General features: G+C 71.2%; 11 protein-coding genes. 4 read left to right on the top strand and 7 right to left on the bottom strand.

Going from position 1 to position 12,455, the window contains the following annotated elements:
* Positions 1-732, top strand: a 732-nt coding sequence (locus ACLFRB_RS07555; RefSeq protein ID WP_411068402.1) for a putative PEP-binding protein, incomplete at its 5' end; no start/stop codon positions are given.
* Between the two features lie 10 nt (positions 733-742).
* Positions 743-2,539: an AMP-dependent synthetase/ligase gene (locus tag ACLFRB_RS07550; RefSeq protein ID WP_411068401.1), complete on the top strand. Its 1,797-nt coding sequence runs from the start codon at positions 743-745 to the stop codon at positions 2,537-2,539.
* 43 nt (positions 2,540-2,582) lie between these two features.
* On the opposite strand, the gene ACLFRB_RS07545 is transcribed toward ACLFRB_RS07550, so the two are convergent.
* Genes ACLFRB_RS07545 through cheB form a run of 3 tightly spaced genes read right to left on the bottom strand, consistent with a single transcriptional unit; the run spans position 2,583 to position 4,921 of the window.
* Complete coding sequence (locus ACLFRB_RS07545; protein ID WP_411068400.1) at positions 2,583-2,933, bottom strand: phenylpyruvate tautomerase MIF-related protein; 351 nt, start codon at positions 2,931-2,933, stop codon at positions 2,583-2,585.
* Between the two features lie 40 nt (positions 2,934-2,973).
* On the bottom strand, positions 2,974-3,804 hold the full coding sequence (locus tag ACLFRB_RS07540; protein ID WP_411068399.1) for a CheR family methyltransferase: 831 nt from the start codon (positions 3,802-3,804) through the stop codon (positions 2,974-2,976).
* Positions 3,805-3,814: 10 nt separating this feature from the next.
* Entirely contained in the window at positions 3,815-4,921 is a 1,107-nt protein-coding gene (gene cheB, locus ACLFRB_RS07535) for a chemotaxis-specific protein-glutamate methyltransferase CheB (RefSeq protein ID WP_411068398.1), read from the bottom strand.
* Positions 4,922-5,145: 224 nt separating this feature from the next.
* On the opposite strand from cheB, the gene ACLFRB_RS07530 reads away from it, so the two are divergent.
* Positions 5,146-5,793 (top strand): tetratricopeptide repeat protein, encoded by a 648-nt coding sequence (locus ACLFRB_RS07530; RefSeq protein WP_411068397.1) that lies wholly within the window; start codon positions 5,146-5,148, stop codon positions 5,791-5,793.
* 59 nt (positions 5,794-5,852) lie between these two features.
* On the opposite strand, the gene ACLFRB_RS07525 is transcribed toward ACLFRB_RS07530, so the two are convergent.
* The 4 genes from ACLFRB_RS07525 to ACLFRB_RS07510 all read right to left on the bottom strand — a co-directional run bounded on the left by ACLFRB_RS07525 (position 5,853) and on the right by ACLFRB_RS07510 (position 9,724).
* Positions 5,853-6,728: a dihydroorotate dehydrogenase electron transfer subunit gene (locus tag ACLFRB_RS07525; protein WP_411068396.1), complete on the bottom strand. Its 876-nt coding sequence runs from the start codon at positions 6,726-6,728 to the stop codon at positions 5,853-5,855.
* Positions 6,725-8,011, bottom strand: a complete 1,287-nt coding sequence (locus tag ACLFRB_RS07520; protein ID WP_411068395.1) for a dihydroorotase — start codon at positions 8,009-8,011, stop codon at positions 6,725-6,727. The genes ACLFRB_RS07525 and ACLFRB_RS07520 overlap by 4 nt, the downstream gene beginning before the upstream one ends.
* On the bottom strand, positions 8,008-8,973 hold the full coding sequence (locus ACLFRB_RS07515; protein ID WP_411068394.1) for an aspartate carbamoyltransferase catalytic subunit: 966 nt from the start codon (positions 8,971-8,973) through the stop codon (positions 8,008-8,010). Before ACLFRB_RS07515 ends, ACLFRB_RS07520 begins: the two co-directional genes overlap by 4 nt.
* 190 nt (positions 8,974-9,163) lie before the next feature.
* Positions 9,164-9,724: a YqgE/AlgH family protein gene (locus tag ACLFRB_RS07510; RefSeq protein ID WP_411068393.1), complete on the bottom strand. Its 561-nt coding sequence runs from the start codon at positions 9,722-9,724 to the stop codon at positions 9,164-9,166.
* A 185-nt stretch (positions 9,725-9,909) separates the two neighbouring features.
* Between ACLFRB_RS07510 and ppsA the strand changes: the two genes are divergently transcribed.
* On the top strand, positions 9,910-12,300 hold the full coding sequence (ppsA, locus tag ACLFRB_RS07505) for a phosphoenolpyruvate synthase (RefSeq protein ID WP_411068392.1): 2,391 nt from the start codon (positions 9,910-9,912) through the stop codon (positions 12,298-12,300).
* The last annotated feature ends 155 nt before the right edge of the window (positions 12,301-12,455 follow it).

Here is a 12,455-nt window from a genome sequence, read left to right as displayed (position 1 = left end):
GGGGACAAGCTGCTGCCCTACCTCCCCATCCAGGAGGACAACCCCTTCCTGGGCTGGCGGGGGCTGCGGCTGTCGCTGGACCATCCGGAGATCTTCCTCACCCAGCTGCGGGCCATCCTGCGGGCGGCCCCCTCGGGCAACGTCCGGGTGCTGCTGCCCATGGTCACCACGGTGGACGAGCTGGACGAGGCCCTGGGCCTCATTGAGCGGGCCCGCAAGGAGCTGGCCTCCGTGGGCGAGTCGGCCCCCGAGCTGCCGGTGGGCGCCATGATCGAGGTCCCTTCGGCGGTCTTCCAGACGGCGGCCATCGCGCGCCGGGTAAATTTCCTATCCATTGGCACCAACGATCTGACCCAGTATCTTCTTGCGGTGGACCGCAACAACGCCCGGGTGGCCAGCCTGTTCGATTCCCTCCACCCGGCGGTGCTGCACGCCATCCGAACCGTGGTGGAGGAGGCCCACGGCGAGGGCCGGCCGGTCTCCGTGTGCGGCGAGATGGCCGCCGACCCGGTGGGCGCCCTGCTGCTCGCCGGCATGGGGGTGGACGAGCTGTCCATGAGCGCAGGGGCCCTGCTGCGCATCAAGTGGGTGCTGCGCTCCTTCTCCACCAGCCAAACCCGGGACCTCGCCGAGCGGGCCCAGACCGACGAGTGCACCAGCTCCACCCGGACCCGGGTGGAGGGGGCCCTCCTCGACGCGGGACTGGGCAGCCTCATCCGCGCCGGCGACTGAAAGGCTCCGTATGGCAGACGAGGAACCCACGCAGCGACCACTCTCCTCCTCCCCCCTGGAGCGGATCCGGAACGCCCCCAGCCTGGGGGCCGCCTTCCTGGACCGCGTCGCCGCCAGCCCCGAGGCAACCGCCTGCCTGGAGCCCGACGGGCAGCGTTTCCATCCGGTAAGCGCCCGGGCCTTCGCCGAGGAAGTGGTGGACATCGCACGGGCCTTCGCCGGCTCCGGCCTGGTGGCCGGGGACCGGGTGGCCCTGATGGGCCCCAACGGCCGCTTCTGGGCCGCGGTGGACTGGGCCGCCCAGCTCCTGGGCCTGGTGGTGGTGCCCCTCTACCAGGGCCAGCAGCCCACGGATCTGCGCTACCTGCTGGAGGATTCCGCCCCTTCCCTGATCTGCATCCAGGGTCCCAAGTCTGTGGCGGACCTGTCGGCGCTGGCCGCGCGGGATTCCTACCTGCCGCCCGTGGCGGTCCGCGACCCGGGCGACCAGACGCTGGAGCCCCCCTTTCGCGACTGGGACGCCTTCCTCGCCACCGGGGAGGGAGTGGAAAAGGCCACCGTGCGTTTGCGCACTGAGGCCGTCCAGCGGGACCAGCTGGCCACCCTGGTCTATACCTCCGGGACCACCGGCTGGCCGAAGGGGGTGGAGCTCACCCACGGCAACCTGCTGGCCAACCTGGAGGGGATCCTGGAGGTGCTCTCCGTCGAGGAAGGCGACCGATTCCTTTCCGTGCTGCCCCTGGCCCACGTCTTCGAGCGCACCACCGGCCATTTCCTGGCCTACCTGAGCGGGGCCGAGGTGGCCTATGCCCGCGGCCCCCAGTCCATCGCCTCCGATCTCGCCACCGCCCGCCCCACCATCCTGCTGGCGGTGCCCCGGCTGTTCCAGCTGTTCCACGAGCGCGCGCAGGCCCAGGCCGAACGGAGCCGCCTGGCCGGCCTGACCCTGGCCTGGGCCGGATCGGGCGGTCCCCTGCGGCGGGCCCTCGGCCGGCGCCTGCTCGGGGGGCGCCTCCGCAGGCGCCTGGGGGGCCGCGTCCGGTTGCTGGTGAGCGGCGGCGCCCCCCTGGCCCCGGAGGTGGCGTCCTTCTTCCGCTCGGCGGGGCTTCCCATCCTGGAGGGCTACGGCCAGACGGAGACCAGTCCGGTGGTAAGCGTTAACCCGCCGGGGGCCATGCGCCCGGGGACGGTGGGGCCCCCGCTGCCCAACGTGGAGGCACGGGCGGCGGACGACGGGGAGATCCTGGTGCGAGGCCCTTCGGTGATGCGGGGCTACTGGGGCAAGCCGGAGGAAACCGCGCAGACCTTCTCCGGCGAGTGGCTGTGCACGGGGGACATTGGCGGGGTGGACGAGGCCGGCTACCTATACGTCACCGACCGCAAGAAGGACCTCATCGTCACCTCGGGGGGCAAGAACATCCCTCCGCAGCGGGTGGAGCTGCGCCTCGCGGCCCAGCCCCTGATCCAGCAGGCGGTGGTATTCGGGGACGGCGAGGCCTACCTCGGGGCCCTGATCGTGCCCAACTGGCAGCAGGTAACCGAGCGACTGGGCACCGACTCGCCCCCGGAGGATCCGGAGGACCGTGCCGTCATGCGCCTGATCCGGGGGGCCGTCCACGATGCCCTGAAAGACCTGCCCGCCTGGGAGCAGGTCCGGCGCTTCCGCGTGCTGCAGCAGCCCTTCACCGAGGAGGCGGGCGAGGTAACCCCGACTTTGAAAATCCGCCGCAAGGTGGTGAAGGAGCGCTACCCCCGCGAGGTGGCCAGCCTGTTCGCAGAGCGGGAGGCGGCGGGATCCGGGGGCTAGACCCGCTGGCCCCGGCCGGGATCCCACCCGGACCTCCGGTGCTTCAGCCGAAGGTGGTGCGGTTGGTGCCCCAGAGATGCCGCTCCACGTCCTGAAAATGGATGTAGGTGCGGGCCGGAGGCACCCCCAGCCGCTCGCTCAGGACGTCGCACAGCCCCGCCGATAGCTCCCCCGTCCGGTCCTGGGGCAGGCCCAGGCTGGCCAGCTCCACATAGGCGGCTGGCTCATCGCCGCCGCCGAACAGCACGTCCCGGCCGGTTTCCAGGGTCACCATCACGTAGCTCTCCGGCTTGCCCAGCAGCTCGGCGGTGCGCTCCGAGAGGGCGCCGAGCAGGCCCCGCCGCTCCTCGCTGGTGGACAGCTCCTGGTTGGTAACGACCCGCGTCAGGGGCATGGGATCCTCCGTGTGGTTGCCGTTCAAGCCCGGGCGGGGGCTAGGCCTCCCGGCCCTTGCGGAAGCACTGGACGCCATCGATCCGATCGCGCTCGAAGCGGTTGTCCATCCGCTGCGCGTCCTCGCCGGCCCCGGTGAACAGGTAGCCGCCTGCCGTTAGGCGCTGGTGGACCGTGTCCAGGGCCTTCCGCCGACCCTCCTCGTCGAAGTAGATGAGGACGTTGCGGCACAGGACCAGATCGAATCGCGACAGTGGGAAATCGGCCTCCAGGACGTTCATGGTGCGGTAGCGGATCATGTTCCGGATCTCCGCCACCGGCCGGTAGCCCCCCTCCACCGGCTCGAAATACCGGCGCCGGAGATCCGGGGGCAGGCCCCGCTGCATCTCCAGTTCGGAATAGACCGCGCTCTTGGCCCGGGAAATGGCCTTCTGGCTCACGTCGGTGCCGACTACCATGCACTGGTCGGCCTGGTCGGGGGACAGGGATTCCCGCAGGTTGATGGCCAGGCTAATGGCCTCCTGGCCGGTGGAGCAAGCGGCGCTCCACAGCTTGAGATCGCGGCCACCCCGACGCTCGGCGAGCGCCGGAAGGACGTGGCTCTGCAGCACCTCGAAGGGGCGGCCGTCCCGGAAGAAGCTGGTCTCCTTGATGGTCAGGGCGTTGAGGATGGCCTCCACCACCTCGGGGTTGTGGCGCTCCCGGTGGACGTGCGCGACCAGGTCGTTGAGGCCGTCGTAGCCCCATTCGCGGGCCAGGGGCCGGAGCTTGGAGCGCAAAGAGTAGCTCTTCTCCGGCTTCAGGACGATCCCCGACTCCCGCTTCAGGAACCGGGCCAGAAGGTCGAAGGACTGCGGGCTGAGCTCGCTCATGGGCGGGACCTCACGCCGAGGTGGCCCGGGAGAACAGCACCCGGTCCAGCAGGGCGGCGATCTCCCCCGGCTCCAGCACCGCGTCCGCCAGGCCCTCCCGGGCGATGGCCCCGGGCATCCCCCAGACCGCGCTGCTCCGCTCGTCCTGGACCACCACCTTGCCGCCGGCCGCGCGGATACGGCGCGCCCCCTCCAGGCCGTCCCGGCCCATGCCCGTAAGCACGATCCCGAGCACCCGCGTGCCCTGCAGCTCGGCGGCGGAAATGAACAGCGGATCCACCGCCGGGCGGCAGGAGTTCACCCGCTCCCGGTGGTCCAGGTGGACGGTGAGGCGCTTGGCGTCGCGGGAAACCCGCATGTGATGATCGCCGGGGGCCACGAGCCCGGCGCCCAGGGGGACCTTCTGGCCGTCCTCGGCCTCCAGCCACCGGAACGGCCCCCGCTCTCCCAGCCGCTGGGCAAAGGCGCCGGTGAACCCCAGGGCCATGTGCTGCACCAGCAGGACGGGTACCCGGGCCGCGCCGGTCGGGTCCAGCTCCCCCAGGATGGCGTGCAGGGTCTGGGGTCCCCCAGTGGAGCTGCCGATCACCACCAGGTCCGGCTGGAATCCCGCGGGCACCCCGCCTGCTCCGGAGTGGCCTTCCCGGGCGGCCGCCCCGCGGCCGCCATCCTCGCCATGGCCCGGCTCCCGCCGGGCCCGCACCAGCTCCCGGACCGTCCGGGCCAGCTCCCCCACGGTGTCCTCCAGGGGCTCGCGCAGCCCCGTCCGGCCCGGATCGGGCTTGTTGATGAACTCCTCGGCGCCCCGGGACAGGCACTCCACGGTAACCTCCGCATCCTGCTTGGACATGGAGCTGAACATGAGCACCACGGGGGTCTCCGCCTGCCCCGGTTGCAGGTGGTCCAGGAACTCGATGCCGGTCATCTCCGGCATGAGCACATCCAGGATCACCGCGTCCGGTCGCGTCGAAGCCACCATCTCCAGGCCCTGGCGGCCGTTATGGGCGACACCGACCACCTCCAGCCCACCGGCCTCCTCCAGCCCCTTCCTCAGCACGGACCGGACCACCGCGGAATCGTCCACCACCAGAACCCGAATGGGCCCTCCTGCTGCCATCCGTTTCTCCTGCGGGATTGGGGACCGGGCCCAGTGCACCGCGGAGCGGGCCGCCACCCGGACGAAGGCCACAGAATAACCGTTCGCCAGCGCCGGGAATAGGCCTCCGCGCCCGGGAACCTTTGCCGTGGTCCGGTCTTCCAATATGGGTTCCCCTTTTCCTCAAGGGCCTGCTATCCCTGGAGGGTCGTAACCGAGCACAAAGGCACAAAGGGAGGGAAGCCATGGCGCATCGCTACCGGCGCGATCCCCGTCGGGGTAAGGGTTTACAGGCCTACCTGATGGGCGGTGCCCTGCTGGGTACGCTCGGGGTTTCGACGGCGCCGGCCGCGGGGGATGGAGAGCCGTCCCCCCTCCCGGAGGAGGCCCGCAACCTCCTCGGTCACGGCCAGGAGTACGCGCGAAACCACCAATGGAGGGCGGCCATCGCCCTGTACCGGGACGCCATCGACATGGACCCCCGGCAGGCCGACGCCCACCTGGAGCTCGGTGTGGCCCTCGCCCAAGAGGATCGCCCCCGGGCCTCGGCCCGCGCGCTGAAGCGGGCCACCGAGCTCCGTCCCGATTCGGCGAAGGCCTTCTACAACCTGGGGGTGGCCTACGCCCACAGCGGCGAGACCCGGAAGGAGATGGAGGCGTACCGGGAGGCCATCCGCCTGGACCCGGAGCACATCTCCGCCCACTACAACCTGGGCACCGCCCACTGGGGGGAGGGCCGGGACGGCAAGGCCTCGCGGGAGTTCTACGAGGCGGGGAAGCTGTACCAGGAGGCGGGCCATCCCCGGATGGCGCGGCAGATGCTGCAGCTGATCCGGGAGATCGCCCCCGACTCGGAGTACCGGGGCCGGCTGGAGCGGGTGGTGGAGGAATGACTCCGGAGTCCGAATCCCGGATCGCCCGCTAAAGCGGGCTCCTACGCAGAAAAGCCGTACTAGGGTTCGGGGAAGACCCGCTCCGCGGGGAACACTGGGCCGTCCACGCACACCCGCCGCATGGCCGGGCCGGTGGGCTCCTCCACGCGCACGGTGCAGCCGGCGCAGCCGCCCACGGCGCAGGCCATGTACTCCTCCAGGGAGACCCACACCGGAACGCCCAGCTCCCGCCCAACCCGGGCGGCCGCCGCCAGCATGGGCTCCGGGCCCACGGCGTAGATGGCGGCCCGGCGGCGCTCGGCGGGGGCCAGGGGCTCCAGGTAGGCCCGCACCAGGTCCGTGACATAGCCGGGGAAGGCCCCGGGCAGACCGGCCCGGGAGGCCAGGCGGCTGGGGATGCCCCATTCCTCCAGCCGGACGTCGGCGTGGGTGGCCTCGGCCGGAAGGCCGGGCATCGCCAGCGCCGAGGGCCGGGTCTCGAAGGGAAAGGGCACCTCGGAGCCGAGGAAGGCCGCCGGGGCCACGTCGCTGCGGTCCTTGAGCCTCTCCGCCAGGAACACCATGGGCGGGATGCCCACCCCGCCGCCGATGAGCACCGGGTAGTGGACGGCCTCGTCCACCCGGAAGGGCTCGCCGATGGGGCCCATGAGGCTGAGCCGCTCGCCGGGCACCCGCCGGGCCAGCCGGCGGGTGCCGTGGCCCAGGCGCTTGTAGAGGAGCTCCACCACGCCCACCTCGGGCTCCACCCGCTGGATGGACAGGGGCCGGCGCATGGGCAGCTCCGGGTCGCAACGCAGATGGACGAACTGACCCGGTCGGGCCCGAGCGGCGGTCTCCGGCGCCCGCAGGCGCAGCTCGAACTGCTCGCCGGGCCACGCCCGGTGCGCGAGGACCTCGGCGTCCTCCACGAAGATGGTGGGCGCGCGCCGGCTCACTCCGCGTCCCCGAAGGGATACACCAGCCGGCCGCCCACCAGGGTGTGCGTCACCCGTCCGCGCAGCCGCCAGCCGGCGAAGGGGGTGTTCACCGAGCGGCTGTACATGCGCTCCGGCGCCACCGTCCATTCGCCCTGCGGATCGAACAGGCACACGTCCGCCACCTCCCCCACCCCGAGCCGGCCCGCCTCCAGGCCCAGCACCCCCGCCGGGCCGCTGGTGACCCGCGCCAGGGCCGTGGGCAGGTCCATGACCTCCTCGTCCACCAGGCGCAGGGTCAGGCCCAGCAGCGTCTCCAGGCCGGTGACGCCGTTGGCGCAGCAGGCGAAGGCTTCGCTCTTGGCGTCGGCCTCGTGGGGGGCGTGGTCGGTGGCGATGGCGGCCAGGGTGCCGTCCGCCACCGCCGCGCGCACCGCGGCGCGGTCCTCCGGGCTGCGCAGGGGCGGGGCCATCTTGGCGTGGCTGTCGAAGGCGCCCACGTCGGTGTCGGTGAGGAACAGGTGGTGGGGCGCCGCCTCGCCAGTGACCGGCAGGCCCCTGGCCTGGGCCTGGCGGATCAGCTCCACCCCGCCGCGCGTGGCCACGTGGGCGATGTGGATGCGCCCGCCGGTGAGCTCGGCGAGGATCACGTCGCGGGCGATCATCACGTCCTCGGAGGCGTTGGGGATGCCGGGCAGGCCCATGCGGGTGGCGTGGGCCCCCTCGTTCATGGCGCCCCCCGCCGACAACGCCCCCTCCTCCTCGTGCAGGATCAGCAGGTAATCGAAGGTGGCGGCGTACTCCAGGGCCCGACGCATGATGCCGGCGTCCGGCACCGGACGGCCGTCGTCGGAGAAGGCCACGCAGCCCGCCCCGGCCAGCTCGTGCATCTCGGTGAGGGTCTCGCCGGCCAGGTCGCGGGTGACGGCGCCGATGGGATGCACCCGGCTCAGCCCCACCCGCTGGGCGGTGGACTTGATCTGCTCGGTGACGGAGCGGCGGTCGTTCACGGGGCGGGTGTTGGCCATGCAGGCCACCGAGGTCACACCGCCCGCGACGGCGGCGCGGCTGCCGCTCTCGATGTCCTCCTTCCACTCCTGACCGGGCTCGCGCAGGTGGACGTGCATGTCCACCAGCCCCGGACAGACCACCAGGCCGTCGGCGTCGATGACCCGGTCCGTTTCGAAGTCCCCGGGCACGTCGCCGACGGCCTGGATGCGGCCGTTGGCGATGGCGACGTCGGCCACCTCGTCGCGGCCGCTGGCCGGGTCGATGACGCGGCCGCCGCGGATCAGCGTTCTCATGCGGATTCCCCTCCCGCCAGGAGCTTCAGGACCGCCATGCGGATGGCCAGGCCGTTGGTGACCTGGGGCAGGATCACCGAGTAGGGGCCGTCGGCGACCTCCGAGGCGATCTCCACCCCCCGGTTCATGGGCCCGGGATGCATCACCAGCACGTCGTCGGCGGCCCGGCCCACCCGCCGCCGGTCCAGGCCGTAGAGCCGGAAGTACTCGCGCTGGCTGGGCACCGCCGCGCCACGGATGCGCTCCATCTGCATGCGCAGCATGATGATCACGTCCACCCCCTCGAGGCCGGCGTCGGCGTCGTGGAACACCCGGACGCCGAGGGCCTCTTCAGCCGCCGCCGGGATGAGGGTCTTGGGACCGATGAGCCGGACCTCATCGGCGCCCATGGTGTGCAGGGCATGGATCTGCGAGCGGGCCACGCGGGAGTGGGCCGTGTCGCCCACGATGGCCACGCGCAGCCCCTCGATGGGCCCCTTGTGCAGCTGGATGGTCAGGATGTCCAGCAGGGCCTGGGTGGGATGCTCGTGGGCGCCGTCGCCGGCGTTGATCACCGAGCAGTGGCTGGTGAGCGCCCGGGCGGCCAGGTGCGGGGCCCCGCTCTCGGCGTGGCGGATGACCAGGGCGTCGGGGGTCATGGCCTCCAGCGTCCGCACCGTGTCCATCCAGGTCTCGCCCTTCTGGGTGGCGGAGGCCGAGGCGTTGATGTTGATGACGTCCGCGGACAGGCGCTTGCCCGCCAGCTCGAAGCTGGTGCGGGTGCGGGTGCTGGACTCGAAGAACAGGTTGATGACCGTGCGGCCCTTGAGGGTGTCCGTCTTCTTGTCCGGCTGCTCCACCAGGTGGCGGAAGCGGGTGGCCTCCTCCAGGATGCGGTTGATGGTGGCCGCCGACACGTCCTCCAGGCCCAGGAAGTGGCGGGGCAGGGCGTCCGCGGCGGCCGGGCTGGCGGGGGCATTCATGGATGCGTCACACCTTGCGGGAGTGGTTTGGTTCGCTTGGGGGCGGTGGCCTCCTACGCAGGAGGCGAAGCCCTTGTAGGAGCCCGCTTTCGCGGGCGATCCTTCGGCAGGCATCCGGGCTTGCCATGGAATCGCCCGCTGAAGCGGGCTCCTACCGGGGTTCTTCAGGGGCCCGGACGCCGGCTATCCGCTACGCATGCCCGCCGTGCTGCACCAGCAGGCTCATGTCGATGCCCAGGGAGCGGGCGGCGGCCTCGCGCAGATCCGTGAAGGGGGTCTCGAACAGCAGCGCGGCGCTGGCGGGCACGGTGAGCCAGGCGTCCTGCTGCAGCTCGCCCTCCAGCTGGCCCGGCCCCCAGCCGGCGTAGCCCAGCATCAGCCGGAACCGCTCCGGACCCTCTCCGCCGGCGATGGCCTCCAGGATGTCGCGGGAGCTGGTGAGGGCGCTGAACGCGTTCACCGGCAGGCTCTGGTCCCACAGGCGGTCGGGGGAATGCAGCACGAAGCCCTGCTCCGGCTGGACCGGGCCGCCGGAGAACACCGGCTCCTCCTGCACGCTCAGGTCGGAGGGCGGGATCTCCAGCTGGTCCAGGACCTGCCCCAGGGTCACCGTGGAGGGGTGGTTGAGGATCACCCCCATGGCCCCCTCGTCGCCGTGGTTGCAGATGTAGACCACGCTGTGCTCGAAGTTGGAATCCTGGAGCGTGGGCAGGGCGATCAGCAGGTGGCCCGTCAGGTCGGTGCTGTTCATGGTGCGGTTCCCGCGCTGGCTGCGGCCCCTTTCCCGGGGTGGATTTCCGCGTCACACTGGCTCCGGGAGCGGCCGCCCCCGCTGCCGATGCGCACAGTATAGCGGACCGGCCCGCAGGAAGACGAGGATGGAAAGGGCCCGTACGGGCTCCGCCCCGCCCCTGGCACCTGGCTACGGAGAGATCCATGGACGAAACCCCCTACATCATCTGGTTCCAGGACCTGAGCATGGACATGGTGGCCCAGGTGGGCGGCAAGAACGCCTCCCTGGGCGAGATCACCCGCAGCCTGGCCGCGGCCGGGGTGCGGGTGCCCGGGGGCTTCGCCGTCACCGCCAGGGGCTACCGGGCCCTGCTCGACCAGGCCGGGCTGCGGGAGCCACTGCGTGAGCTGTTCCGGGACCTGGACATCACCAACCGCGCCGACCTGGCCTACGCCGGCGAGCGGGCCCGCGGCTGGATCCTCGACGCCGCCCTGCCCGAGGAGGTGGAGCACGGCGTCCGGGAGTCCTACCGGCGGATGTGCGCCGAGTCCGGGCTCGAGGACATGGCGGTGGCGGTGCGCTCCTCGGCCACCGCCGAGGACCTGCCCGACGCCAGCTTCGCCGGACAGCAGGAGACCTACCTGCACGTGCGCGGCGCGGACAACCTGGTGCGCGCGGTGCACAAGTGCTTCGCCTCCCTGTTCACCGACCGCGCCATCTCCTACCGCACCAAGCGGGGCTTCGACCACCTGGACGTGGCCTTGTCCGTGGGCGTGCAGCGGATGGTCTACGCCGACCACGGCGCGGCGGGGGTGATGTTCTCCATCGACACCGAATCCGGCTTCGAAAACGCGGTGTTCCTGACCGCCGCCTACGGCCTGGGCGAGAACGTGGTCCAGGGGGCGGTGAACCCCGACGAGTACTACATCTTCAAGCCCCTCCTGGAGCGGGGCAAGCCCGCCCTGATCCGCCGCAAGCTGGGGGACAAGGCCCTGCGCATGGTCTACGGGGAGGACGGCAACGCCTACAACGAGCGCGTCCCGGCCCGGGAGCGCAACCGCTTCGTACTCTCCGACGAGGAGGCCCTGACCCTGGCGCGCTGGGCGGTGGCCGTGGAGAAGCACTATTCCGCCGTGCACGGCAAGCCCACCCCCATGGACATGGAGTGGGCCCGCGATCAGGACACGGGCGAGCTGTTCATGCTCCAGGCCCGCCCGGAGACGGTGCACGCCGGCAAGAAGCCGGGGCTAATGCGCTCCTACCGCCTGAACGAGACCGGCGAGGTGCTGGTGTCCGGCCGCAGCGTGGGGTCGGCCATCGCCACCGGGCCGGTGCGGGTGGTGGAGAGCCCCAAGGCCCTGAAGGAGTTCAACACCGGGGACATCCTGGTCACCGACATGACCGATCCCGACTGGGAGCCGATCATGAAACAGGCCGCCGGCATCATCACCAACCGCGGCGGGCGCACCAGCCACGCGGCCATCGTCTCCCGGGAGCTGGGCATCCCGGCGGTGGTGGGCGCGGGCAACGCCACCGAGGTCCTGGATCCGGACCAGCGGGTGACCCTGTCCTGCGCCGAGGGGGACACGGGCTACATCTACGCGGGCGAGCTGGACTACACGGTCGAGGACCTGCAGATCGACGAGGGGTCCCTGCCCGAATCCGTGGCCTTGATGATGAACGTGGGCAACCCGGAGCGGGCGTTCACCTTCGCCCAGGTTCCGAACCATGGGGTGGGCCTGGCGCGCATGGAGTTCGTCATCAACAACGAGATCGCCGTCCATCCCATGGCGCTGCTCCACCCCAACCGCACCAGCAACCAGGACCGGGCGGAGATCCGCCGCCGCACGGAAGGCTTCGCCGACAACCACGAGTTCTTCGTGCGCACCCTCTCCGAGGGCCTGGCCACCATCGCCGCCAGCTTCTGGCCCAAGGACGTCATCGTCCGTTTGTCCGACTTCAAGTCCAGCGAGTACGCCAACCTCATCGGCGGGCGGTACTTCGAGCCGGAGGAGGAGAACCCCATGATCGGCTTCCGGGGGGCCTCCCGCTACTATTCGGAGGCCTACCGGGAAGGCTTCGCCATGGAGTGCGAGGCGATCCGGCGCGCCCGCGATGAGCTGGGGCTCACCAACATGAAGATCATGGTGCCCTTCTGCCGCACCGTGGAGGAGGGCGAGAAGGTACGGGCCGAGCTGGAGGGCAACGGCCTAAAGCAGGGCGAGGACGGCCTCGAGGTCTACATCATGTGCGAGCTGCCCACCAACGTGATCCTGGCCGAGGAGTTCGCCGAGATCTTCGACGGCTTCTCCATCGGCTCCAACGACCTCACCCAGCTCACCCTGGGCGTGGACCGCAACTCCGCCCTGGTGTCCCCCCTGTTCGACGAGCGGGACGAGGCGGTGAAGCGCTTCATCGCCGACGCCATCCGCAAAGTGAAGGCCAAGGGCCGCAAGATCGGCATCTGCGGCCAGGCCCCCAGCGACTACCCGGAGTTCGCCCAGTTCCTGGTGGAGGCGGGCATCGACACCATCTCCGTGAACCCCGACGCCCTGGCGGTAACGGCCAAGTTCCTCAAGGAGCACGCGCAATAGGCAGGAGGGCCGGGACCCGACCGTTGGGTTGCAAGGCTTCATGGCCTGTCCGTGGCAGAAGCCCCCTCTGAGGAAGCGGCCACCTAGCCACTTCTCGGGAGGCAAGCAGGCCGGTCTCCACCCACTGACGCCGCAACGAGCGTTTCCCCGTAGGG

Source organism: Thiohalorhabdus sp., from assembly GCF_046545655.1.
Taxonomy (GTDB): Bacteria; Pseudomonadota; Gammaproteobacteria; order Thiohalorhabdales; family Thiohalorhabdaceae; genus Thiohalorhabdus.
This window is presented reverse-complemented; position numbering and strand designations above follow the sequence as displayed.

Bases quoted from the DNA above. Each gene is read 5' to 3' on its own strand.
- ACLFRB_RS07540 (WP_411068399.1), bottom strand. From the start codon at position 3,804: ATGAGCGAGCTCAGCCCGCAGTCCTTCGACCTTCTGGCCCGGTTCCTG.
- ACLFRB_RS07545 (WP_411068400.1), bottom strand. From the start codon at position 2,933: ATGCCCCTGACGCGGGTCGTTACCAACCAGGAGCTGTCCACCAGCGAG.
- ppsA (WP_411068392.1), top strand. From the start codon at position 9,910: ATGGACGAAACCCCCTACATCATCTGGTTCCAGGACCTGAGCATGGAC.
- ACLFRB_RS07530 (WP_411068397.1), top strand. From the start codon at position 5,146: ATGGCGCATCGCTACCGGCGCGATCCCCGTCGGGGTAAGGGTTTACAG.
- ACLFRB_RS07510 (WP_411068393.1), bottom strand. From the start codon at position 9,724: ATGAACAGCACCGACCTGACGGGCCACCTGCTGATCGCCCTGCCCACG.
- ACLFRB_RS07550 (WP_411068401.1), top strand. From the start codon at position 743: ATGGCAGACGAGGAACCCACGCAGCGACCACTCTCCTCCTCCCCCCTG.
- ACLFRB_RS07515 (WP_411068394.1), bottom strand. From the start codon at position 8,973: ATGAATGCCCCCGCCAGCCCGGCCGCCGCGGACGCCCTGCCCCGCCAC.
- ACLFRB_RS07520 (WP_411068395.1), bottom strand. From the start codon at position 8,011: ATGAGAACGCTGATCCGCGGCGGCCGCGTCATCGACCCGGCCAGCGGC.
- cheB (WP_411068398.1), bottom strand. From the start codon at position 4,921: ATGGCAGCAGGAGGGCCCATTCGGGTTCTGGTGGTGGACGATTCCGCG.